The sequence below is a fragment of the Rhodococcus sp. KRD162 genome (assembly GCF_017168335.1).
Lineage (GTDB): Bacteria > Actinomycetota > Actinomycetes > Mycobacteriales > Mycobacteriaceae > Rhodococcoides.
In genome coordinates this window covers 564327-585663 of the sequence record NZ_JABFAU010000013.1, presented here as the reverse complement: position 1 = coordinate 585663, position 21337 = coordinate 564327, and the positions used below count along the sequence as shown (strand labels likewise).

Genomic DNA, 21337 nt, shown 5'->3' with positions numbered 1-21337 from the left:
GGTGCCGGCCCATCTCGTCAGGCTGCGTGCGGTGTGTGCGGGTAGAGATCGTCGTCGACGGGCTCGACTCGACACTGGTCCAGCACATCCGCCGCGGAGCATTCGCTCATGCTCGTCTCGACGCCTACAACCGTGCGCCACCACTGCTCACGGTCCGTCGACTCCGTCCACACCACCGCATCGGATTCCATTGCGCATCAACCCCACTGCCCTGTCATGGTCGGTTCCGTCAGGCCGGCTCGGGTTCGATGGACTTCTGCTCGCTGGGCGACTCGGAGCGAGCGATGTCGATCTTTCGTGGTTTCGCGCGCTCCGCGAGCGGAATCGTCACCGACAGAACGCCGTTGTCGTACGACGCTGCGATACGCTCGGTGTCGACACCGTCACCGAGTGAGACCTGGCGGCGATAGGTTCCGGCGAAACGCTCCGAGGAAATCCACTGCACGCCCGAACTTTCCGGTACCGAGCGATGGGCGGTGAGCGTCAAGGTGCCGCGATCGACGTCGACGTCGATTGATCCCGGATCGATGCCTGGCAGATCTGCGCTGAGTACGTAGTGATCGTCGACCTTGTACAGATCCATCGGCATGAATCGTGGAGCGCGGTCCGAACCGGAAGAGACACCCAACATCGCCGAGGCAAGTGAATCGACGTCACGGAACGGATCGAAACGAAGCACAGCAACCACCTCCTGTACCCAGATGCGCTCACCCCTGTGGTGAGTCGCTCCTCGAACTGTGCAGAACAAAAATTAGCACTCTCCTGCGCCGAGTGCCAAGTGTCTTTCGGCAATTTTTCAGGAAATTTTCAGCTCCAATAGTGCTGCGGCGCAGTGGGGTCGAGCTCGCGGCCCCGTCGAGCTGAAAATGGCAGGAAGCCGGCTACGTCGCCGCTTACACTCGCGTACGTGACGACCATCGTGCCGTACGTCGAGTACTACCGAGCCGAGGTGCTCGCGCTGTCGCTTCGCGCGTGGGAACCGGTGTTCCCTCTCGTGCAACAGGCTGTCCCTCCGTTCGTGTACGACTGTTTCTATCCGGCGGGTTGGCGGACTCGACAATACGAAGATCTCGCGGCCGTCCTCGACGACGAGCCCGAGAACGTGGACGTCGCTCTGCGCGGTGACCAGCCGATCGGCTGGGTCTGCACCCGACTGCACCCCGACGACAACATGGGTGAGGTGTATGTACTCGTCGTAGATCCGGCCTGGCAGCGAGCCGGTGTCGGACGAGCGCTCATGAAGCGATCGTTCGAGAGGATGAGGGCGGCCGGACTTCGGATGATCATGGTCGAGACCGGTGATGATCCAGGTCACTCGCCAGCGCGAGCAGCATACGAGGCGAACGGTTTTCAGCGATGGCCCGTTGCTCGGTACTTCAAGGATCTCGCCGACGGTACATAGTGCGGTCCGGTCGGTCCTCGACGTGTTCCAGGCATTGGCCGATCCGACGCGACGCGCCATTCTCGGTCGGCTCGGGTCGGGACCGGCCACTGTGGGAGAGCTCGCCGAACCGTTCGACATGACGTTGCCGTCGTTCATGAAGCACATCCGACTGCTCGAACGACGTGGATGGACAAGCACGCGTAAGGTCGGCCGAGTGCGCGCATGCACGATCGAACGAGCCAACCTGGATACGGCAGGCCACTGGCTGCAGGAGCAGCGGGCCCTCTGGGAATCCCGCACCGATCGCAGCGCAATGACAGCCATCGATCCTGACCGGGACCTGACCATCTCCCGCGTCATCAGGGCTCCGCGCGCCGCCGTATGGGACGCATGGACAGACCCGTCCAAATTCGAGAAGTGGTGGATTCCGGCACCAGCGCTGTGCCGCGTCGACGCCTGGGATCCGAAACCCGGCGGCGCATTCCGCACACTGATCAGCGAATCAGACGGCCAGTACGAGCCCCACATCGACGGTTGCTTCCTTGCCGTCGACGATGGTGAACGCATCGTCTTCACGAACTCGCTGGTCGAGGGATGGCGACACGCGCCGCAGTTGTTCATGACCGCGGTGATCACGTTCACCGACCACCCCGACGGAACGGACTACCGCGCCCACGTGATGCACCGCAACGTCGAAGACCGAAAGATGCACGAGGAGTTGGGTTTCTACGACGGTTGGGGAACCGTCATCGGGCAACTCGCCGAGTTCGTCGAGGCTCAGGTGGTCAGAGATCCCACGTAGTGCGGAAGCCCGGTTCGGCTAAGCGGTCCACCAGTTCGATGTCCGCTCCGATGGTGTCGATCCGGTGATAGCTGAACGGCCGGCCCAGTGGGCAGGCGTCGAACAACGTTTTTCCGACGCCGTCCAGGGCCGTCCGGTCCAAGTCCATGTCGTCGGACCAGAACCCGAGGTGGTGGAATCGCGGGCCCTTCGTGCAGTCCCATGGACTTCCTGATGGTCCCTCGATCAACTCGAAATGTGGAGCTGCGATGGAGAACACGATGCGATACGTCCACTCGCCCAGCGTGCCTGTACGGGGCGCTCGCCAACGTGCACCGGTCGTCGCCGATAGGTCCGACATTGCCGCAGAGAGATCGCGCACGGCGAAGCAAACGTGGTAGAGCTGCACTTAGGCCCGCCCCGTCGAACGCAGTTCGTAACGGCGTTCGGCGTACTCGAGATCGTCCTTCCACAAGCGGGCGGCGGTGAAGTTCATCGCCGGACGCAACAGTCCGGACACCTTGCGCGCCATCTGGAACCCAGTGCGATCCGAGGCTGCGATCGTCGCCTCGATGACCGCGGTGCGCGGGGTTCCGTCGGACGCCGGAGAAAGCGGAGTCGCATGCGTCTCCACGACGCTGCCAACCCCTTCGCCGTCGAGAATGCGCATCACGATGGTGCGCGGACCGGGGCAGACGAACTCGGCCCGTACCGGCACCCCGACTCCTCGGCTGACGCGGAAGGTCACGTCGACGAGAAAACGATCGTCTTCCTCCGCTACATCGATCTCGGTCGGCGCGCTGACCACCTTCAATCTCGCGAACGAATACGGATGAAACCACGCACCGTGCCAGGGATCGAGCCGGTTGGCGATGATGTCATCGGGCTCGCACTTCCCGACGAGAGTGACCACACCGGCGATGGCAGTCGACGCAGGCGGTCGGATCGGGACCACCGGCACGGGCGTCGGCTCCTCACCGCCGAGCTCATCGAGCCGAACCCACACCAGAACCCCGTCGTCGAACGCGGGAACCGGACGCCAACCAGCCTTGCCCTTCGGCCCGAGAGCCAATCCATGCCAGCGACAGACCAATGCATCGCACTCGATCTTCGCGGTGTCCAACGCAGCGCCGAGATGCGGGCACGCACCCGGGCCGATGTGCACCTTGCCCGACGAGTCGCGCCACGCCACGAGTTCGGTGGTGCCCACATAACGGCCGAACGGCTTGTCGGCCTTCACATCGCGACTGGCGGCGAACACGAACCAATTGCCCGACGTCCGCGTCTTCGCACGCTTCAGCGCAGACTCGATGACCTGGGGATTCGCACCCTTCCAGGTGGGCTCCTGCTTCGCCCACGACTCCGACAGCAACGGCTGCAGAGGCATCGTCTTCGGCCACCGTCGGCGTATCGCATCCAGCGCGGTCATTGCTGCTCCCAAAGTCGACAGTCGTTTCCGTGTTCCCCTCACCATTGTTCCCGTTTGTCGGTACTCAATGTGACATCTGGTGGCCTTTTCGGGGGTCAATGTCACATCGAGTGGACTTGGGGAGGCAGTGAACGGGCAGGGTGATCTCGCGGGGCGTGCTCGCGGGCGTCTGCGCTTCACCAGTCGACTGCGGTCGATGTCCACGATTTGGCCCGAGGAACGGAATGCCGTCGCTGCAGGGAAATAGTGGACGCTCAGATCAGTAGTTCGACGTATCGGTCACCTGGCGACGCAGCGTGTCGATGGATCCACGAGACGATCGCCAGTTCGGCGCACCGGGTGTTCGGAGTCGGTGGTGCGCGACGAGTTCGGCGTCGGTGCCACCAGTCAGCCCATTTCGCTGCAGTCAATGTGACATCTAGTGGCCTTTTAGTGGGTCAATGTCACATGGGCGAGACGACCTGCATCTCCTGAACGAGGTTCGCCGGGATCAGCGTGCCGTCGAACAGTCCGCGGAAGAACGTGTTCAGGTCGCCGACGGTGGACACCACTGCTGCGCCCGAGGACCAGATGCTCGCATCGTAGTCGGTGACATCGGTGTACGACCCGTTCTCCAGAACGTAGCCGTGCAGGGCATCGTCGGCGATCGCGGCGTCGGTGGGATAAGTGGTGGCGGTCATTGCCAACGGATCGAAGATCCTGTCCTGCAACGACTGTCCGATGGTGGTGCCGTCCAGATCGGCGACGATGCGACCGAGTACGACGTAATTGGTGTTGGAGTAGACGAATTCGGATCCCGGCTCGGTGGTCCACGGCAGCGACAGAGCGTCGGCGATCAGCTCGTCATCGGTGACGATGTCACTCGATCTGGCCGATATGGCAGCGGCACTGTCGAATCCGTTGAGGTAGTCGGGCAGTCCGCTGGTGTGATCGAGCAGCTGACGGACCGTGACCGGTTTCGGCAGCAGACCGGGGAGCAACTCCTCGACCGGCTGATCGAGTTGCAGCTTGCCTTCGTCGACGAGTTGCAACACGGCCGCTGCGACCATCGGTTTGGTGACGCTCGCGATCCGGACCGGAGCATCGGCGGACGCGGGTTCGGTGCCGCCGCGCTCGACCAGACCGGCCGCCCCCGACCACGACGCCTCGCCGTCGCGAACCTGTGCAACAGCGGCCACGGATCCGGCGTCGACCAGCGCGTCCAGGGCAGCCTGCACGTCGTCGGTTCTGATGTTCCCACTCGACGTCGTCGTGGTGGCCGCCTGACCGGCTGAGGGCTCGTCTGACGACGTGCATCCACTGACCAGCAGGGATGTCGAGACGGTGAGGGCGGCGAGGATTCGTAGCGTGCTCATGTCCTCGACGCTATTAGCCTCCGGTCGAGGATTTCAGTGTCAAATGTCAGTGAATATCGGTGAGAGAACGCACCGGATTGTTCAGAAGTGGGCCGAAGGCGCGGGACACCGCCGATGGAGAACGATCCTGAACAGTCAGGTGCGCCGCCGGAGGGCGCTTACGCCGTCGATGCACGCGTGTCGGGCCGTCCCACGCTCGCATCTATCAGAACCGTTGCCGCTGCCTTTGCCGCAGCCGCAGTCTCGGCTAGTTCGGTGATGGCCGCTGTGGTTTGTGCCCCTTCGGCGAGCAGGGCGATCTGCAGTCCGACGGGCGGAGCGCATCCGGCGTCGACTGCCAGTGCGGTGACGTACTCGATGAAGTTCTTCTTGTGCTGATGTGCGGCGTCGGCGACCTCGGGCATGGTGGCCCCGAGCTCGCCGAACGAGTTGATGAAGGCGCACCCGCGGAAATTGTCCTCGCGAAACCAGTGATCGAGAAAGTCGAAGATCGACAGCAGCTTGTCTCGTGGTGACTCGTGAGCGGCGGCTTCGATTTCGATTCGGTCGTTCCATCGGCTCGTGCGACCGCGAAGAACCTCGGCCACGATGGCAGTCTTCGACGGGAACAGTGAATACATGCGTTTGAGGGAGATGCCCGCCGCTGTCCGCAGTTCGTCCATTCCGACGGCCTGTATTCCGCGGGCGTAGAACAGCGTATCCGCTGCTCTGATCACGTCGTCTCGCCCGTGTTCCGTATTCGTCATCGCCTTCCCCTCACCGAGAGAACCAACGTTCTCGGCACTGGTCCGCCTAGTAGAGCGAATGTTCGCGCAGGTCGAACCGCCTGACACCGGAAAGCGCTAGACCGCGACGACTCCGTCGTGGTCGCTGTAGACGATCTCGCCCGGATTGAACGTGACGCCGCCGAAGCTGACCGGGACGTTCTTCTCGCCCGACCCGGTTTGTGTGCTCTTGCGCGGGTTGGTTCCCAATGCCTTGACGCCGATCTCGAGGGTGCGCAAGATCGCGGAATCGCGAACCGCACCGTTGACGATGACACCGGCCCAGCCGTTGGTGACGCCGCGGCCGGCGATGATGTCGCCGACGAGTGCGGTGTGCACGCTTGCGTCACCGTCGACGACGAGGACGCCACCGTTGCCCGGCTCGCTCAGCGTTTGCTTGACCAGCAGGTTGTCCTGAAAGCAGCGGATCGTGGTGATAGGTCCCGCGAACTCGGTGTGCTTGCCGAACTGAATGAACTGCGTGTCGCAGCTGCGGAGGTCGGGGCCGATGTCATCGGCCAGATCAGCTGTTGCCTTGAATTCCACGGGTGCAGTCATATTCCTCAGACTATCGTTCGACTCTCACCCACGGCCGTGGCGGCGCTCGTAGTCGTCACGAGTGCGGTCGACGCGACTCTGCGCTTTGGCGTTGATCAACTGTGGATCAAGACCGTGAATCAACAGGCGGTGCCGCCGATAGACGTTCATCAGGGCGATCGAGAAGTACACCAGCGGGATGAACAGCAGCGACATCATCGCCAACGACATCCACAGTGGCCCGGGGACGAGCAGGAACAGCAGCAACAACGGCACGGCGGGCACGATGAACCGTGCGATGTAGCGAACCTGCGCACCGTTGCCCACGAGATCGTCGCGCACCCAGCCCTGCATCGACTCGGGCAGCGTGCGTCCGAACGAATAGCCCAGGTATTGCCGCAGAGTTGGCGTGGTGCGCTCGGTCGTCATCGCGCAATGCTAGTCCGATCGGTATCGGTGAATCTCAGGATTGACTGCGGTTTATCTCACATGTGACGATAGCGTCAGATTGAGCGCAATCGAGAACTGACGGGCCACGACGAAGGACGGTGCCCGTACGTTGCTGAAATCTCTCACCGGGGGGCGAGCAAGATTGACGAACACGCGGGCACGGCAACCGATATCCGAGCACGCGGATTGGCAGATCCGAGCCGCCTGCCGCTCGATGCCGGTCTCGATGTTCTATCCACCTCTGGGAATGAGGGGGTACTCGTTGCGGCATCTCGAGCGGCAGGCGAAGCTCGTGTGCGGTCGATGCCCCGTGATCTCGCAGTGTCTACGGCATGCGCTCGACACGGACGAGAGATACGGCGTCTGGGGCGGATCGACCGCACAAGAGCGATCTCTGTTGACTCGCGTCACTCCTGGCGAGCAGCGTTCGCAACGATGACATCGCGAACGTACTGAGCCAAGCCCGGCGCAATATCGTTGTAGTGCTTGGCGAATCGCTCATCCGCGATGTACATCTCAGCCAGATTGACCTGCATCTCGTGGTTGCAATCGTAGTGCCGAGCTATACCCGAGCGATGTCTCTCGGCCAGGACTCCGGCCTCGGCGGAATCCGCAGCCACACCATTTCGTAGCGCGGCAGCGAAATCGGCCTCCAGGCGGTCTGTTTCTTCCTTGATGGCCGCCCAGTCGTCCTTGGTGAACGAGGACGTACGCTCCTGCGACTGTTTCCACGCGTCGGTGTTGCCCCAACGCTGTTCGGCCTCCTCGGCGTACTCCTCGCCGAGCCAGTTGTCGCCGAAAATCTCGCGCTGCTCCTCGGGAGTCAGTTGCATACCCATCTTCTTCGCCTCCATCATCTTGTCCACGGCCGTAGCCATTGCGCGCAAGTGATCGATCCGTTCGTCCAACAGTTCCCGCTGCCGGCGCAGATGCGCCATGGCGTCGACCGCCGGATCGTCGAGCAAAGCCGCGATGGTCTCGAGGGGAAATCCGAGTTCGCGGTAGGTCAGCACCTGATGCAGCCGTTCGACATCGGCCGAGGAGTACGTCCGATAGCCCTTCGGGGTCCTTCCCGATGGCACCACCAAGGCGATCTCGTCGTAATGATGCAGCGTTCTCACGCTGACACCGACCAACCGTGCGACTGCACCGACCTGCATGCTGTCCGAATCATGTTCGAAGGCCGAATCACTCACGAAGGACACTGTGCTGCCTCCCGTGGCGTAAGGGTCAAGACGAAATTCGGACCTCTAGCGAATCACACGATCACAGCCGGAGGTAGGAACTCCGGCGAGGCGCTGGGCGAGCCAGTCGTATGCGCCGGGGCGACCGTTGGACTGAGCGAGTGTGTGCTCCCCTGGAACCAATTCCAGGTGCACCGACGCGCCGGCCGCACACCACTCGTCCTGCACCGCTTCTGCGCCTTCCTTGGGGATGAGGAAGTCCTCTTTGCCCTGATAGATGTAGATCGGTGCATCCGGTTTCTTCTGGCCCATGCGGTTTTCCTCGACGATGGCCTTGGTGATCGGATGATCGAAGACATCAGGGACGCTGGAGAGGTTTCGCTGGTCCAACAGCAGTAGTCCCGTGTAGGACAACACATCTACGCACTGATCCTTCTGCGCCAGAGCCAGTCGCTTGCCGTTGTCATTGGCAAGCTGCCGCATCTCCGGGTACTCACGGGACAGTCCGATCGTCGCCGCAGTGAACAGGCCCGATCCGATCTGGCCGTTCAGCGAGGTCTGCAAGATCTTGTAATCGGTCGGCGGGCCACCGAAGGCGACGCCGGCGATGTTCAACTCCGGTGCGTATTCGGGAGCCAACTGCGCGGCCCAGCCGGATGCGATCGCACCGCCGGAGTAGCCGGTGATGCCGATCGGTGCCGTCGCGCTCACCCCGGCAGTCTGCGACGCGCGGAGGCCGTCGAGCACGGTGTGTCCGGAGACGATACCGGCCGAGTACGCCTGACGAGGACCCTGATAGTCGGTGACGACCACCGTGTAGCCGCGACCGAGCAAGATGCGAACCTGGTCGATCTCCTTGTTGTTTCCGCGGGGGAGTGTGTACGACGGCGCGCACGTGTTTCCGAGCGAGTCCGTCGCCTCGTTGTACGCAATGACGGGCCGGTCGCCGCCACCGCTCCACGGCGCGTTCGGAGTCAGGACCGTCGTCGCCGCAGCGATCGGGCGGTTCTTCGAGTCCGTCGAGCGAAAGAGCAACTGCACCGACGTGGCCTCGGGAGTGATGGCGACGTCGCGGCGGTTCAGTACCGTGCCGGGCTGGAGATCCTCGTACCCGGCCGGCGGATCGAACCACGGATCACCGAGCGGGGTGGGGAGATAGGCCGCCGGATCGCTCGGCGGCGAGATGAAGTCCTGAAGGGGATCGGCCTGGGCCGATCCTGCGAACGACAGCATCAACGCTGCTGCTCCGGCCAGAACGAGTGCCTTGCGCATGGATTCCCCACCCTGTTGCTCCGAACGCCCCGACGTCGAAGTAGACCGCCGTCCATCGTGCCACAGGGTTGGACGAAATCGGCCCTGTGAACTGAGCCCAAGAGCGGGTAGGTTATCTGTTACTCCGAACACTACTCACCAGTAGGGACCTCGAAATGCCTGCACCGTCCGCCTCGACCTTTGCCCGGCTCGCCGATCTCATCGCCATTTCCGACGTCGAAACGCGACCGACGAGAACGATCACAGAGGTGTTCACCGGCAAGGAGCTGGCGACGATCCCAGTCGGCACCGCTGCCGATGCGACGGCGGCAATCGCTCGCGCGCGTGTAGCTCGAACGGCATGGGCCAAGCGGCCGGTGTCCGAGCGTGCCGAGATCTTCCACCGCTACCGCGACCTGGTGCTCGCCCACCGCGACGAGCTGATGGACATGGCACAGGCCGAGACCGGCAAGTCTCGCGCCGCTGCCCTCGAGGAAGTTCTCGACATCGCGATGACCTCGCGGCACTATGCGCGCACCGCCGCGAAGTTGCTGGCCCCCAAGAAGGTCACCGGCATGCTGCCGGTGCTGACCAAGACGCGGGTTCGATACCAGCCGAAGGGCATCGTCGGGATCATCTCTCCGTGGAACTACCCGATGACCCTCGCGGTGTCGGACGCCATTCCGGCCCTGCTGGCAGGCAACGGGGTGGTGCTCAAGCCCGACAGCCAAACCCCGTACTGCGCGCTCGCGTGCGTCGAGCTGCTCTACAAAGCAGGACTGCCCCGCGACTTGTTCGCCGTGGTGCCAGGTCCGGGTTCGGTGGTGGGTACCGCGTTGGTCCAGAACACCGACTACGTCATGTTCACCGGCTCCACCGCGACGGGGCAGCTGCTGGCCGAGCAGGCAGGCCGTCGCCTCATCGGATTCTCCGCCGAACTCGGTGGCAAGAACGCCATGATCGTCGCCAAGGGTGCGAACCTGCGCGAGGTCTGCGACGCGGCCGTACGTGCCTGCTTCTCCAATTCGGGGCAGCTCTGCATCTCGATCGAACGCATCTACGTCGAGAAATCGATCGCCGCCGAGTTCACCGAGAAGTTCGGTCAGCGGGTGCGCAACATGACCCTCGGGGCCGACTACGAGTTCGGCATCGAGATGGGCAGCCTCGTCTCCGAGGACCAGATCAAGATGGTCTCCTCTCACGTCGACGACGCCAAGGTCAAGGGGGCGACGGTGGTCGCCGGGGGCAACGCACGCCCTGACATCGGCCGGCTGTTCTACGAGCCGACGCTGCTGACGAACGTCACCGAGGACATGGAGTGCGCAGCGACCGAAACCTTCGGACCGCTGGTGTCGATCTACCCCGTCGCCGACGTCGACGAGGCCATCGACAGGGCCAACGACACCGAGTACGGACTCAACGCCAGCGTGTGGGCCAAGACCAAGGCGCAGGGCGAAGCCATTGCCGCACGCCTGCATTCGGGCACCGTCAACGTCGACGAGGGTTACGCGCCGACCTGGGGAACCACCGGCGCGCCGATGGGCGGGATGGGTGTGTCCGGGGTCGGTCGACGCCACGGAACCGAGGGATTGCTCAAGTACACCGAACCGCAGACCATTGCGACGACGCGCCTGCTCAATCTCGGTGGGCCGCGCGGACTTCCGCCGAAACTGTGGGCAAAGATCATGCCTCCCTTCGTGAAGGCACTGAAGTACGTTCCCGGGCGGTAGCAGGCAGCCTCGACGACGGGGGCGCTCTACCCCGCCTCAGGGACCGAGATATCCCGAAGGACCGAGATACTCAGTGCTCTGGTGTAGATCGAATCGGTTCCGACACGATCGAGCATCGGCCGCGACTGCGCATCGATTCCCTCGTCGTCGAATGCTGTTGTAGGGATGTCCCACACGATGTTTCCGGTTTCGACGTCGACGCCCTCCAGCACCTCCGGTCCGAAGAGCGTCGCCACGGAACCGTCCAGCGCGCCGACCTGCGCGGACCTTCCGGAATCTCGACTCCACAGCAGTTCTCCGGTGTCGAGATCGATCGCCGATTCGGTGGCCGCGTCGGTGTCGCGGAGCAGGGCCACCGAACCGACGACGGCATAGGCGAGTCCGTTCGTGGCCAGGAACCTCGTCGCCGAGTCGCTGATGTCTGCCGGAAGGGCCCAGACGAGGGCGTCGTTGGTCCACACCGGATCGGGTTCGGCGGGCCGGTATCCGCCGGTGCCGAGCAGTAGCGGACTCGACTCCGCAGGAGAATCGAATGTCGGCCGCTGAATCGTAGCCGAATCCGTTGCGGCCAGGACGTTTCCATCGGTGTCCACGATCTCCGAACCCGTGACTGCGCTGGGATCGGAGCAATCGGTGCGAACGACCCGCACAGCGCCGCTACGCGAGGCAGCGGCGGACCGAGCGCAGTCGGGAGCTGTTCTGGACCACAGACTGTCGCCGGTATCGAGGTCGAATGCGTACACGTGCCGAGCCTGTTCGACCAGCCCGATTCCATTGTCGGTGCGCAAGGTCGAGGCCGACTGCGAGTTCGCCGACTCGAACGGCACCGACCAGTCTGCATCGAGATCGTCCGCAGTCCCGCGAGATACCGTCGTCCGGCCACTGTCACCGGCCGTGTGAGAGGTGTAGACGTGGTTGTCGGCCGTGGTCAGTTCGATGATGGGAAAGCCAGCGTCGTAGGTGCGCGATTGTCCGGATCGGCCGTCGACAGTGAGTATCTCGGAGCCCGAGCCGCCGATACCGCGGTAGCAGACCAGACGTCCGTCAACGAATTGCGCACCGCATCCGAGGATGTCTTCCGCCGGGACGCGCCAGCGCACCGCACCGTCGGCGATGTCGAAACCCACCAGCGTGGCGTCGTCGTAGTCACGTCCGTCGAGGTGACCGACGAGGGTGACGACCGTCGAGCCGTCGGTGATGGATCCGGATTCCATCGAATCGGTGTCGGCGCCTGCAGTGGGATCGCGAAACTGCCCGCCCGGGACTCCTGCGTCCGCGGGAGTGAGTGTCCACGCCATACCGGGAGCTGCTCCGGTTGCGCCGTCGATGGGGGTGCCTGCCGGAGGCGGGGGCTTGTCGCCTGTGCAGGCTACACAGGCAAGCGCTGTTGCCAGGACGGCCGCGGCGGCGGACACCCGGTGACGACGTGCCATGGAAGCCTCCCCGCCTGTGTAGTTCCGACCGAAGTGGCGGTCGACCGACACACGAGCATAGAGAACGAGAATTCCCCGCACCCTGAGCAGGGTACGGGGAATCGAGGACAGCGGCGAACTAGTTGACGCTGTGGCCGTTCAGACCGGCATGTGCGTAGTGATTGCGACTGTCGGGAATGTGGTTGTCTCCCAACACCCGAGCAATCTGCTCCTCGCTGAGCCCGAGGCGACGCAACCGCTCGCACACCGCGTCGAAGTCGATCATCTTCGCGTCGAGTTCTTGCTGCAATGCCACAACTTCGGCGCGAAGGGTCTCGGCCTCGTCGAGCGCGGCCAAGGTGTCCTTGGGCTCGGGCAACAGCAGAGCCAACAGTCGGTCACGTGCATCGGTGCTCAGGCCCTCGAAGGGTCGTTGCCCCGGCTGCGCCTCGTGCCGACCCTCCAGCCGCCGATCGGCACCGTAGGGAGTGGCCGTGAGGTAGTCCTGCGTCGCACCGAAGGACGGGATCTCGGCGAGCTGCTCCTGCGGCTCGTCGACCGGCCCTGCGGCAGGGGTCGACGCGATGTCGATCGTCTGGCGCAGTGGACGATTCGGGATGAAGATCACGGCGATCAGCGTGACGATCGCCACGAAGCCGGCGATCATGAAGATGCGTCCGGTCGCGTCACCGTAAGCGGTACGGATGACGTTGACGACAGGTGCGGGCAGCGAGGCGAGGTCGAGGGATCCGCTACCGCCGCCCGAGCTGTCGACGCCGAGCTGAGCCAAGCCGCTCGCCGACTTCTCCGCGACCCGGGTTGCCAGTAGCGAGCCGAGGACCGAGACGCCGATCGCGCCGCCGAAGGTACGGAAGAAGGCAACCGTCGACGATGCAGCGCCCACGTTCTGCACACTGACCGTGTTCTGCACTGCCAGAACGAGATTCTGCATCAGCATGCCGGTACCGAGGCCGACGATGGTGATGAAGATGCCGACCGTGACGAGGCTGGTGGCGTGATCGATGGTGCCGAGGAGTAGGAAGCCGACAACCAGCAGAACGGAACCGGTGATGATGAACGGCTTCCACTTACCGAACTTGGTGATGAGCTGACCGGAGCCCACAGAGGCGACGAGCATGCCGAACACCAGTGGGATGGACAGCAATCCGGCCTCGGTGGGGGTGTAGCCGCGAGCGGTCTGGAAGTACTGACCGAGGAAGGTGGTGGCCCCGAAGAGGCCGACACCGACAGCGATCGACGCGATGATGGCCAAGCCGGTGGTGCGCTCGGTGACGATCTTGAGCGGGATGATCGGCGACTTGTGCCGAGCCTCGACGATGATGGTCAGCACGAGCAGCGCAACTCCGCCGCCGACCAGGTATGCCGTCTCACGTGAGAGCCATGCGTAGTAGTCGGCCTTGCCTGCGAACGAGACCCACACGAGGAGAACGGATACGCCTGCGGTGAGCAGCAGCGCACCGAGCCAGTCGATCGACACGTCGTCCTTGCGGACGGTCTTGATGTGCAGGGTCTTCTGCAGCAGGATCAGGGCGATGACGGCAAGCGGCACGCAGACGAAGAAGCACCAGCGCCAGCCGAGGGGGCTGTCGACGATGACGCCGCCGAGGATCGGGCCACCGGACATCGACACGGCCATGACTGCGCCGGTGTAGCCGGAGTACCGACCGCGATCACGCGGGGAGACGATGGTTCCGATGATGGCGATGACGAGCGCCGTCAGACCGCCCATGCCGATGCCCTGCACCACGCGAGCGGCCAGGAGGATCGGGACGTTGTGTGCGAACCCGGCGATCATCGAGCCTGCTACGAAGATCAGGATCGCGGTCTGAACCAGGACCTTCTTGTTGAACAGGTCGGCGAGCTTGCCCCAGATGGGCGTCGATGCAGCGTTGGCCAGCAGGGCGGTGGTGATGACCCAGGCGTATGCGGTCTGCGAGCCCTTCAGGTCACCGATGATGGTGGGCAGTGCCGTCGAGACGATGGTGGTGCTCAGCAGTGCGGTGAACAGTGCCGCCAGGAGGCCGGTGAGGGCTTCGAGGATCTGGCGATGTGACATCGCATCGGGATCGCCGACTGCCGTGTTGGGCGGATTTTCCGCGGTAGACGTTGTGGTCATCTTTTATCTCGCAATCAATTCGATGCGTGCCACGTCCTGGTGATGGGCGTGGGCGTCTTCGGTGAACGTGTCGTTGAGCTTGCGAATCGAATCGAGGGCATCGAGTGCCTCGGTTTCGCTCCATCCGCTCAACATCTCTGCCAGGCGACGTGCTCGCCTGTCCCAAATCTGTTTCAGTCGAGCCTGGCCTTCGTCGGACACACAGACCCGGGACGCTCTTTTGTCGTCGGGGTCGGGGTGTCGGTCGATGTAGCCGAGTTCGACGAGGTCCGCGATCTGCCGGCTGAGGGCGGACTGGCTGACGCAGAGCCTGCTGGCGAGGTCGGTCTGTCTGCATTCGCCTTCGGTCGCGAGGATGGCCAGAACTCCGGTCAGTGCCTGCGGCAGGGGCGAATCCTCGACTCCGGTGGTCACGGCCCGCTTCAGCGTGCGCCCGAAGAGGAAGACCTCTTCGACCAGCGACTCCGCCGTCGTGGATTGAACTGCCATGAGTGCTCCAACGATGAGTTCGATTTACTTGCTGTCCGCAACCATATATATACATACATGCGCTAAGCAAATAATATTTCTGTCTCGTGGATCACAGGGGCCGAGCGAGGTCGTTCGCGGCTACCGCGGAAAGAAGAACGACCGAAGGACCCTCAGCTCGACGGCGTCGCCCACCTGCGGGCGCGGTCCACGTACCGAGCATCGGAAGTCCACCTCGCCCGAACGCACCACGACATCGCCGGCATCACGCCCGAACAGCGAGGAGGTCACGGTGCCACTCACCCCACCGTCGGCCACGATCTCGATGTCGGTCGGCAGGATCGCGAGAGTCCCTGGTCCCGAACCCGTCGCCTCGAGCGTGAGTGGGCCGGAAGTGAAGATGCCGCCCGCGACGGTGCCGTCCACCAGGGTGGCGTCGGAGAGGAAGCGGGCGACGAACGCCGACGCCGGTGCACGCACCACATCCTCCGGCGTACCGATCTGAGCAACGCTGCCACCGTCGAGGACGACGACCCGGTCTGCGAGGGCAAGGGCCTCGGTGCGGTCGTGGGTCACGTGCACGACGGTCAGATTCGCCGCTCGCGTCAGTGCGCGCAGTTCGAGACGGAGGCGATCACGAAGTGGCTCGTCCAGCGCGGAAAGGGCCTCGTCGAGCAACAACGCCCGCGGCGCGGAGACCAGGGCGCGAGCGAGCGCGACCCGTTGCCGTTGGCCACCGGACAACGTCGACGGGTCCCGCTTCTCGAGCCCGGGTAGCCCCACGAGCTCGAGTACATCGGCTACCTTCTTCGCGCGTTCGGTCTTGGCGACCTTGGCCAGTTCGAGAGGGTAGGAGACGTTCCGCCCGACGCTGCGATGTGGCCACAGTGCGTGCTGTTGAAACACCATGCCGAGCCTGCGCGACTCGGGCGGTGTGGAGAGTTGCTCGTTCGCAACCACATCGGGGCCGATGGCGATCGAGCCGGCAGTCGGGGTGAGGAAGCCGGCGACGGTACGCAACAGCGTGGTCTTACCCGAGCCCGACGGGCCGACGAGCGCAACGAATTCGCCGTCCGCGACATCGAGGTCGATGCCGGCCACACCGATCGAGCCGTCGGGGTATCTGAGGCCGAGCTGGTCGATCGTGATGGCGGACATCGATTCCTTCTTCTCGGCGAGGAGCTACGGTCGTCCGACTCGGGTGGAGGCGAGGAGGCCGAGGCCGGCGAATCCCACGAGCGCGACGAGTAGGGACAGGGCGGAGGCAGCGTTGTAATCCCCGGCTTGCTGCAGGTTGAAGATGGACACACCGAGGGTCTGCGTGCCAGGAGCGACGAGGAGGACCGACATGGTCAGCTCGCGCACCGCTGTGAGGGCGACGAGTACCGCACCGGTGATCGCAGCCGGGATCGCCATCTTCCACGGCACGTCCCACAACGATCGAAGATGTGATGCGCCGGAGGATCGCGCGACTTCTTCGAGAGCTGTGGGAGTGGAGATCAACGGTGCTCGCACCGCCTGAACGACGATCGCGAGGAACGCCATGACATAGGCGCACAGGATGACCCACCTGGTGTCGAACAGGCCGGTGTATCGCCCGATGATCAACCAACCGACCGCGATGACGAGCCCGGGAATCGCCTGCGGCAGCATCGCTGCCAGATCCAGGCCGACGTTGTCGCGGGATCGGGTGCGGGTGGTGACCACGCCGATGGCCAATCCGAGGAAACCGCAGACGAATGCGGCTCCGAGAGCAAGCATCACAGAGTTCTGGATACCGACCAGGGTTCCCGGTGCAGTGACTGCGCTCTCGATGCTCTGCAGGGTGAGGTTGCTCCAGGTGAGCGGCACACCGGGAGCCGGGAGCAGAGCCTGCGTGGCCAACGCCAGAATCGGGAGCACCGTCAGAGCCAGACCGATGAGCCAGGCAACAATGCCCGCCGGAATTCGACTGTGACCCAGCGGAAGTACCTGCGGGGCCGTGACTGCACCGTCGAGCTGAACGGAGCGACGGCCGACGATGCGATCGACCGCCACCGCGACCACCGCCAGTGCAAGGAGTCCGATGCCGATGGTGGAGACGACCTCGAGCGGTCGAGCGACGGTGCCCGACTGGATGTATCGATACACCATGGTCGAGAGCGTGACGTAGCGCTCGGGCAACCCGATCAGAGCGGGAATGCCGAAATCCGCAAGGTTGGACACGGTCGTCAACGTCAGTGATGCCAGCAGGGCCGGGCGCAGCAGTGGCAGCGTCACATCGCGCATGGCCCGGAACGGAGCTGCTCCGGCGATCCGAGCCGCCTGCTCCAGATCGCCGGGTACGCGTCGAAGAGCGGCCGAAACAATCAGGTACGCAAGCGGATACGAATGAATCGTGAGCAGGAAGATCACCCCGTCGCCGCCGTAGATGTTCCACAGCGGGCCCCCGCCGAACGTCTCGTTCCACCACGAGTTGATCATTCCGCTCGGGCCGAGCAGCCCCGTCCAGGCAATCGCGCCGACGAACGGCGGAATCAGCAGGGGGCTGAGCAGAATCAGCCGCAGCACCGACCGGCCGGGCAGATCGGTGCGATCCAGAACGAGCGCCATGACGGTCGCGATCGCCACCGCCGCCACCGCCGACACACCTGCCGACACGACACTGTTGGTTGCCGCCGACGCGATTCCGCCGTCGAGCAGCTCCTGTATGTGGTTGCCGCCCAATCCGATCGAGACCACAGCGGCCAGCGGTGCGCCGATCAGGGCCAGTACGGCCAACCACAGGCAGGCACGTACCCAGGTGACGCGGTCAGCCAAGAAGATCGTTGAACGTACGCACGGCATCGGGCTGCGAGGCGGTGATCGCGTCGAGATCCGGGTTCAACAGATCGACGTCGTCGAGCGCCGGTGCGCCCTCCGGTGTGCCGACATCGGACCGCACCGGCAGGTACTGCTGCTCCACGGCGATCTCTTGACCCCGCTTGCTGACCAGGAAGTCCACGTACTTCTGGGCAGCCTCCCGGTTGGCCGAGTCCTCGAAGATCCCGGCGGGCTCGGAGATGTACGGGACGCCGTCGGTGGGGTACGACGCAGCGATGGGCGAGCCCTTCGCGGCCAGCTCACGCACCAGGTAGTCCACGACGATCCCGACCGGCTGGGTGCCGGCCGCGACGGACTGAGCGACCGGACCGTTGCTCTCGGCGACCACGGGATCGTTGGCGACGAGGTCGGTGAGCCACGGAAGTCCGAGGTCGTCCTGGCCCAACCAGACGGCGGTGTTGAAGGCCGCCGCGCCGGACACGTCGGGATTGGGCAGCGTGATCTGGCCCTTGTACCGCGGATCCGCCAGTTCTTTCCACGAGGTCGGAGGCTGCGAGATCGCCCCGGTGTTGTACGCGATGACCGTCGGGATGATGCGGGTACCCACGTAGTAGCCGTCGGGATCGACGACGTTCGGGTCCAGTGCATCGACATCGGCCGGGGTGTACTGCAGCAGCAGGTCGTCGGCCTTGTACTTCTCGAACGTTGGGGCGTCCGCGGCGAGCAGAACGTCGGCACCGATGGAACCGGTCTGCCGCTCCGACGCGATGCGTGCGTTGAGATCACCGGTGCCTGCGCGAAACACCTGCACATCGATGCCGGGATTCTCTGCGGTGAACTCGGCATTGAGTGCGTCGATCTTCGCTTGCGGTTCCGAGGTGTACACGGTGAGGGTGCCGCCTGCCCCGTCGCCGTCTCCGCCGGCCTCGGGAGCCGCAGGCTCGGAGCAGGACGCAAGGGTGAGAGCAGCTGCGAGACCGAGGATTCCACCGGTGGCAACGCGACGAACAGTGTTCACTTGGTACATCTCCTGGAAGCATCGAGCACGGAAGTCGCCCATGTTTCCGACCCGAATCGACACGCAGGCATGTGTTGTGGGAACTGCATGTGTCGCCGGGGTGAACGACGCAGTCGGATCGATGTGACGCTCCGGAGACGCTCGCCCAGGCATCGTTCGGCCATACACTGTCGACCATGGACGTTGTGCGTGCGGTGCCATTGCTCACGGTCACCGATCTGAACGGGACACTGGACAAGTACGTCCAGGTCACCGGCATGGAGGTCGTGATGAACCACGGATGGATCGCGACGCTCGCCCCGGCCGGTGACAGCTCGGCTCAGCTGAGCCTGATCACCGCCGACCCCACCGGACCGATGAATCCGTCCGCGTCGGTCGAGGTGGACGATGTGGATGCGGCCTACCGAGCAGCGATGGATGCGGGCCTCGAGATCGTCTACGAGATCAGCAACGAGGAGTGGGGCGTTCGCCGATTCTTCTTCCGCGACTCCGGTGGCAACGTGGTGAACGTGCTCGGCCACCTGTGAGATCAGCTCGGCTGAAGAAGGTTTCTGCGAAGGACGCCGCGAATTGTGTGCGCGGCGACGGTGATCCACGCCGCGAGAAGTACGACGTACAGCACGACGGCCAGTGTGCGAACCACGCCGAACTCGAGCGCGTTGCCCAGTGCAGTCGCCCCGGTGACACAGGTGCCGATGGGAAACGTGAACGACCACCACGTCAACGAGAACCCCAGATTCCGGCGTGCTGCATGGACGGTCAAGGCCGTGGCGAGCCCGAACATCAAGGCGCCGAAACCGCCCATGATCAGCCCGTAGCCGATGCCGAACACGTGTAGGCCGACCGCGACCGAGGACTGGGCCCCGGTGAACACCGTCGACGCATCGGTGCCGAGTAGATTGGCCGCGGTGATCGACTGCCCGATCAGACCCAGGGTGATCCACACGGTAGGGGCCGCGGCGACCGGAGGCATACCGCCGTGCACCAGGCGTCCGTAGATCAGAGTCAGGGTCATCATCCCGACGATCGCCGACAGGCCGAACATCGCGTAACACGCGCACAGCAGAGCCAGCCGCCACTGGCCTTCGGGCAGATGGGGGAGCAGCACTGCCCCGGTCGATGCCGACACCATCGGCGGCACGACGGGCATCAGCCAGGCCGGCACCGCCGTCACTCCGCGAGGATCGGCAGCGGTGATCATCCGGTACGGCACGAGAACGCTCGTCAGCAGGCCGAGGGCTGTGCCTGCGATCCACAGGGTGGCGAACACCGCGGTCGACGCCGCGGTGCCGAACAGATCCGCGCCCAGGAGGCCGGCACCAGCGCCGACAGTGAGCAAGGCCATGGGCGGAGCTCCGTAGAACTGCATCATCACCGGGTGCTGCCAGTATCCGAGTGCGTGCTCGCGATGCCGGACCCAGTGCAGTGCGAACGCCACGCTGATCAGGACCAATGCTGCGGCCGCCAGTATCCAGACGGCGACGGCGAACACGTGCACCACGGGAAACCGAACGGGGAGGGTCGCAGCCGAGGTGGCGACGATCCCCGTACCCATCACTGCAGCGAACCAGTTCGGGGTGATGTGCGCGAACGGCTCGGTGCGGGGAAGGGGCACGCGGGTGGCGAGTGCGGGAGCTGACACGGTCATGGCTCCAGCGTGCGAGGTTCGGCGGAAGTCCGGTAGATGCCGATATCGGCATCGGCCATAACCCAGCGTTATGGCTGGGTTGTCGTTGCCACCCTCAGCAGCTCTGCAGCCGGCCCGGTCGGGGTGCGACCCTCCGGCCAGATCGCCATCAACCGTCGGCGCAGTACCAGCCCTGGGATCGGTACGCGTACCAGAGTTCCGGCAGCCAACTCCGGCGCGACTGCCAACGAGCTCAGAACCGCACCGCCGATGCCTGCCGCGACGGCCGACTTGATCGCCGTCGTCGACGAGACTTCGAGGAGCGGAGCCGTCGGCTGTCCGAGTCCGGCCGCCGCCACAGCGGCCTCGTAGGCGGAACGGGTTCCCGATCCAGCCTCGCGGGTGACCAACGCGGTGGCGACGATCTCGGCGGCCGAGGGTGCAGTACTCGCCCATGAGTGGCCGGGCGGTACCACGAGCACCAACTCGTCCACGGCCACCATTCGATGTGCAAGGGCACCAGGAACACTCGGACTCTCGATGAATCCGATGTCTGCACTGCCCGCCAGTACTTTCTCGGCGACCACCGTCGAATTGCCCGAACTCAGACTCGGAACGATATGGGGGAGCAGGCTGTGAAGAGTGACCAACCAGCGGGGCAGAAGATACTCTGCGACAGTCTGACTCGCAGCGATCTGAACATGACCGATGCGTTCGGCATGCAACGTCGCGATGGCCGTCGCCAAATCCGCAGCGGATCGAACTACCGGGGCGGCCCAACTCGCGACGAGCTCACCGAACTCGGTCAACACCGTTCCGCGTGCGCCCCGTTTCAGTAGTGGCGCACCGACACGACGCTCCAGTGCGCGGATACGGGCACTGGCAGCGGGCTGAGACATGCCGTGCGCCCGACCCGCTCGGCCGATGCTGCCGAGCTCGGCCACCGACAGCAACAGATCGATGCTGGTGAGATCGGCGACGTGAGGGGGAAGCGGCACGAGGCGAGCC

General features: G+C 64.3%; 23 protein-coding genes and 1 pseudogene. 6 read left to right on the top strand and 18 right to left on the bottom strand.

All coding sequences use genetic code 11. The features are described from left to right. Window positions 1-17 precede the first annotated feature (17 nt). Together J1M87_RS19900 and J1M87_RS19895 are read right to left on the bottom strand one after the other, a co-directional pair. Entirely contained in the window at window positions 18-191 is a 174-nt protein-coding gene (locus J1M87_RS19900) for a hypothetical protein (RefSeq protein WP_206491265.1), read from the bottom strand. A 38-nt stretch (window positions 192-229) separates the two neighbouring features. Further along, window positions 230-679 carry an Hsp20/alpha crystallin family protein gene (locus J1M87_RS19895; RefSeq protein WP_206491264.1) on the bottom strand — a complete coding sequence of 150 codons (450 nt, stop codon included), beginning with the start codon at window positions 677-679 and terminating at the stop codon, window positions 230-232. A 228-nt stretch (window positions 680-907) separates the two neighbouring features. Between J1M87_RS19895 and J1M87_RS19890 the strand changes: the two genes are divergently transcribed. From J1M87_RS19890 to J1M87_RS19880, 3 genes and pseudogenes are all read left to right on the top strand, one after another. Beyond that, the gene (locus J1M87_RS19890) at window positions 908-1402 is read left to right on the top strand and encodes a GNAT family N-acetyltransferase (protein ID WP_307830871.1); all 495 of its coding nucleotides are present in this window, start codon (window positions 908-910) and stop codon (window positions 1400-1402) included. Between the two features lie 22 nt (window positions 1403-1424). After that, a pseudogene (locus J1M87_RS19885) lies at window positions 1425-1691 on the top strand (ArsR/SmtB family transcription factor); the annotation flags it as partial. A 6-nt stretch (window positions 1692-1697) separates the two neighbouring features. Beyond that, entirely contained in the window at window positions 1698-2186 is a 489-nt protein-coding gene (locus J1M87_RS19880; protein ID WP_206491466.1) for an SRPBCC family protein, read from the top strand. Here J1M87_RS19880 and J1M87_RS19875 read toward each other — a convergent pair. The 6 genes from J1M87_RS19875 to J1M87_RS19850 form a co-directional block, all read right to left on the bottom strand. Continuing rightward, on the bottom strand, window positions 2170-2574 hold the full coding sequence (locus J1M87_RS19875; RefSeq protein ID WP_307830870.1) for a VOC family protein: 405 nt from the start codon (window positions 2572-2574) through the stop codon (window positions 2170-2172). The genes J1M87_RS19880 and J1M87_RS19875 overlap by 17 nt on opposite strands. Next, window positions 2575-3594, bottom strand: coding sequence for a DUF5914 domain-containing protein (locus J1M87_RS19870; protein WP_206491262.1), 1020 nt, complete (start codon window positions 3592-3594; stop codon window positions 2575-2577). Window positions 3595-4037: 443 nt separating this feature from the next. Then, window positions 4038-4949: a beta-lactamase family protein gene (locus J1M87_RS19865; protein WP_241257150.1), complete on the bottom strand. Its 912-nt coding sequence runs from the start codon at window positions 4947-4949 to the stop codon at window positions 4038-4040. A gap of 158 nt (window positions 4950-5107) precedes the next feature. Then, on the bottom strand, window positions 5108-5695 hold the full coding sequence (locus tag J1M87_RS19860; protein WP_206491261.1) for a TetR/AcrR family transcriptional regulator: 588 nt from the start codon (window positions 5693-5695) through the stop codon (window positions 5108-5110). A 96-nt stretch (window positions 5696-5791) separates the two neighbouring features. Next, the gene (gene rraA / locus J1M87_RS19855) at window positions 5792-6271 is read right to left on the bottom strand and encodes a ribonuclease E activity regulator RraA (protein WP_206491260.1); all 480 of its coding nucleotides are present in this window, start codon (window positions 6269-6271) and stop codon (window positions 5792-5794) included. A 24-nt stretch (window positions 6272-6295) separates the two neighbouring features. Continuing rightward, a complete protein-coding gene (locus J1M87_RS19850; protein ID WP_206491259.1) occupies window positions 6296-6679 on the bottom strand; it encodes a DUF5313 family protein in 384 nt (127 codons plus the stop codon). Window positions 6680-6809: 130 nt separating this feature from the next. Here J1M87_RS19850 and J1M87_RS29075 point away from each other — a divergent pair, with 130 nt between their 5' ends. Further along, the gene (locus J1M87_RS29075; protein WP_307830869.1) at window positions 6810-7139 is read left to right on the top strand and encodes a WhiB family transcriptional regulator; all 330 of its coding nucleotides are present in this window, start codon (window positions 6810-6812) and stop codon (window positions 7137-7139) included. On the opposite strand, the gene J1M87_RS19840 is transcribed toward J1M87_RS29075, so the two are convergent. Together J1M87_RS19840 and J1M87_RS19835 are read right to left on the bottom strand one after the other, a co-directional pair. Further along, complete coding sequence (locus tag J1M87_RS19840) at window positions 7108-7860, bottom strand: MerR family transcriptional regulator (protein WP_206491465.1); 753 nt, start codon at window positions 7858-7860, stop codon at window positions 7108-7110. The two genes, J1M87_RS29075 and J1M87_RS19840, sit on opposite strands and share 32 nt — an antisense overlap. A 90-nt stretch (window positions 7861-7950) precedes the next feature. Then, window positions 7951-9156 (bottom strand): lipase family protein, encoded by a 1206-nt coding sequence (locus tag J1M87_RS19835; RefSeq protein ID WP_206491257.1) that lies wholly within the window; start codon window positions 9154-9156, stop codon window positions 7951-7953. A gap of 116 nt (window positions 9157-9272) precedes the next feature. Here J1M87_RS19835 and J1M87_RS19830 point away from each other — a divergent pair, with 116 nt between their 5' ends. Beyond that, window positions 9273-10865 carry a succinic semialdehyde dehydrogenase gene (locus J1M87_RS19830; RefSeq protein WP_274611010.1) on the top strand — a complete coding sequence of 531 codons (1593 nt, stop codon included), beginning with the start codon at window positions 9273-9275 and terminating at the stop codon, window positions 10863-10865. A gap of 26 nt (window positions 10866-10891) precedes the next feature. Here J1M87_RS19830 and J1M87_RS19825 read toward each other — a convergent pair whose 3' ends face one another. From J1M87_RS19825 to J1M87_RS19800, 6 genes are all read right to left on the bottom strand, one after another. After that, a complete protein-coding gene (locus J1M87_RS19825; RefSeq protein ID WP_206491255.1) occupies window positions 10892-12298 on the bottom strand; it encodes a PQQ-binding-like beta-propeller repeat protein in 1407 nt (468 codons plus the stop codon). A 118-nt stretch (window positions 12299-12416) separates the two neighbouring features. Beyond that, complete coding sequence (locus J1M87_RS19820; RefSeq protein ID WP_241257149.1) at window positions 12417-14414, bottom strand: MDR family MFS transporter; 1998 nt, start codon at window positions 14412-14414, stop codon at window positions 12417-12419. 3 nt (window positions 14415-14417) lie between these two features. Beyond that, complete coding sequence (locus tag J1M87_RS19815) at window positions 14418-14903, bottom strand: MarR family winged helix-turn-helix transcriptional regulator (RefSeq protein ID WP_206491254.1); 486 nt, start codon at window positions 14901-14903, stop codon at window positions 14418-14420. A gap of 120 nt (window positions 14904-15023) precedes the next feature. Further along, on the bottom strand, window positions 15024-16040 hold the full coding sequence (locus J1M87_RS19810; RefSeq protein ID WP_206491253.1) for an ABC transporter ATP-binding protein: 1017 nt from the start codon (window positions 16038-16040) through the stop codon (window positions 15024-15026). Between the two features lie 24 nt (window positions 16041-16064). After that, window positions 16065-17681, bottom strand: a complete 1617-nt coding sequence (locus J1M87_RS19805) for an iron ABC transporter permease (protein ID WP_241257148.1) — start codon at window positions 17679-17681, stop codon at window positions 16065-16067. Further along, a complete protein-coding gene (locus J1M87_RS19800; protein ID WP_206491463.1) occupies window positions 17674-18711 on the bottom strand; it encodes an ABC transporter substrate-binding protein in 1038 nt (345 codons plus the stop codon). Before J1M87_RS19800 ends, J1M87_RS19805 begins: the two co-directional genes overlap by 8 nt. Before the next feature lie 167 nt (window positions 18712-18878). Between J1M87_RS19800 and J1M87_RS19795 the strand changes: the two genes are divergently transcribed. Continuing rightward, complete coding sequence (locus J1M87_RS19795) at window positions 18879-19229, top strand: VOC family protein (protein ID WP_206491251.1); 351 nt, start codon at window positions 18879-18881, stop codon at window positions 19227-19229. Window positions 19230-19231: 2 nt separating this feature from the next. On the opposite strand, the gene J1M87_RS19790 is transcribed toward J1M87_RS19795, so the two are convergent. Together J1M87_RS19790 and J1M87_RS19785 are read right to left on the bottom strand one after the other, a co-directional pair. After that, window positions 19232-20350, bottom strand: a complete 1119-nt coding sequence (locus tag J1M87_RS19790) for a TDT family transporter (RefSeq protein ID WP_206491250.1) — start codon at window positions 20348-20350, stop codon at window positions 19232-19234. Between the two features lie 68 nt (window positions 20351-20418). After that, window positions 20419-21327 (bottom strand): LysR family transcriptional regulator, encoded by a 909-nt coding sequence (locus tag J1M87_RS19785; RefSeq protein WP_206491249.1) that lies wholly within the window; start codon window positions 21325-21327, stop codon window positions 20419-20421. Between the last annotated feature and the right edge of the window lie 10 nt (window positions 21328-21337).

Coding starts and splice junctions, on each gene's coding strand:
- J1M87_RS19900 (WP_206491265.1), bottom strand. CDS start 191: ATGGAATCCGATGCGGTGGTGTGGACGGAGTCGACGGACCGTGAGCAG.
- J1M87_RS19880 (WP_206491466.1), top strand. CDS start 1,698: ATGACAGCCATCGATCCTGACCGGGACCTGACCATCTCCCGCGTCATC.
- J1M87_RS19870 (WP_206491262.1), bottom strand. CDS start 3,594: ATGACCGCGCTGGATGCGATACGCCGACGGTGGCCGAAGACGATGCCT.
- J1M87_RS19865 (WP_241257150.1), bottom strand. CDS start 4,949: ATGAGCACGCTACGAATCCTCGCCGCCCTCACCGTCTCGACATCCCTG.
- J1M87_RS19860 (WP_206491261.1), bottom strand. CDS start 5,695: ATGACGAATACGGAACACGGGCGAGACGACGTGATCAGAGCAGCGGAT.
- rraA (WP_206491260.1), bottom strand. CDS start 6,271: ATGACTGCACCCGTGGAATTCAAGGCAACAGCTGATCTGGCCGATGAC.
- J1M87_RS19850 (WP_206491259.1), bottom strand. CDS start 6,679: ATGACGACCGAGCGCACCACGCCAACTCTGCGGCAATACCTGGGCTAT.
- J1M87_RS19840 (WP_206491465.1), bottom strand. CDS start 7,860: ATGCAGGTCGGTGCAGTCGCACGGTTGGTCGGTGTCAGCGTGAGAACG.
- J1M87_RS19835 (WP_206491257.1), bottom strand. CDS start 9,156: ATGCGCAAGGCACTCGTTCTGGCCGGAGCAGCAGCGTTGATGCTGTCG.
- J1M87_RS19825 (WP_206491255.1), bottom strand. CDS start 12,298: ATGGCACGTCGTCACCGGGTGTCCGCCGCCGCGGCCGTCCTGGCAACA.
- J1M87_RS19820 (WP_241257149.1), bottom strand. CDS start 14,414: ATGACCACAACGTCTACCGCGGAAAATCCGCCCAACACGGCAGTCGGC.
- J1M87_RS19815 (WP_206491254.1), bottom strand. CDS start 14,903: ATGGCAGTTCAATCCACGACGGCGGAGTCGCTGGTCGAAGAGGTCTTC.
- J1M87_RS19810 (WP_206491253.1), bottom strand. CDS start 16,040: ATGTCCGCCATCACGATCGACCAGCTCGGCCTCAGATACCCCGACGGC.
- J1M87_RS19800 (WP_206491463.1), bottom strand. CDS start 18,711: ATGTACCAAGTGAACACTGTTCGTCGCGTTGCCACCGGTGGAATCCTC.
- J1M87_RS19795 (WP_206491251.1), top strand. CDS start 18,879: ATGGACGTTGTGCGTGCGGTGCCATTGCTCACGGTCACCGATCTGAAC.
- J1M87_RS19790 (WP_206491250.1), bottom strand. CDS start 20,350: ATGACCGTGTCAGCTCCCGCACTCGCCACCCGCGTGCCCCTTCCCCGC.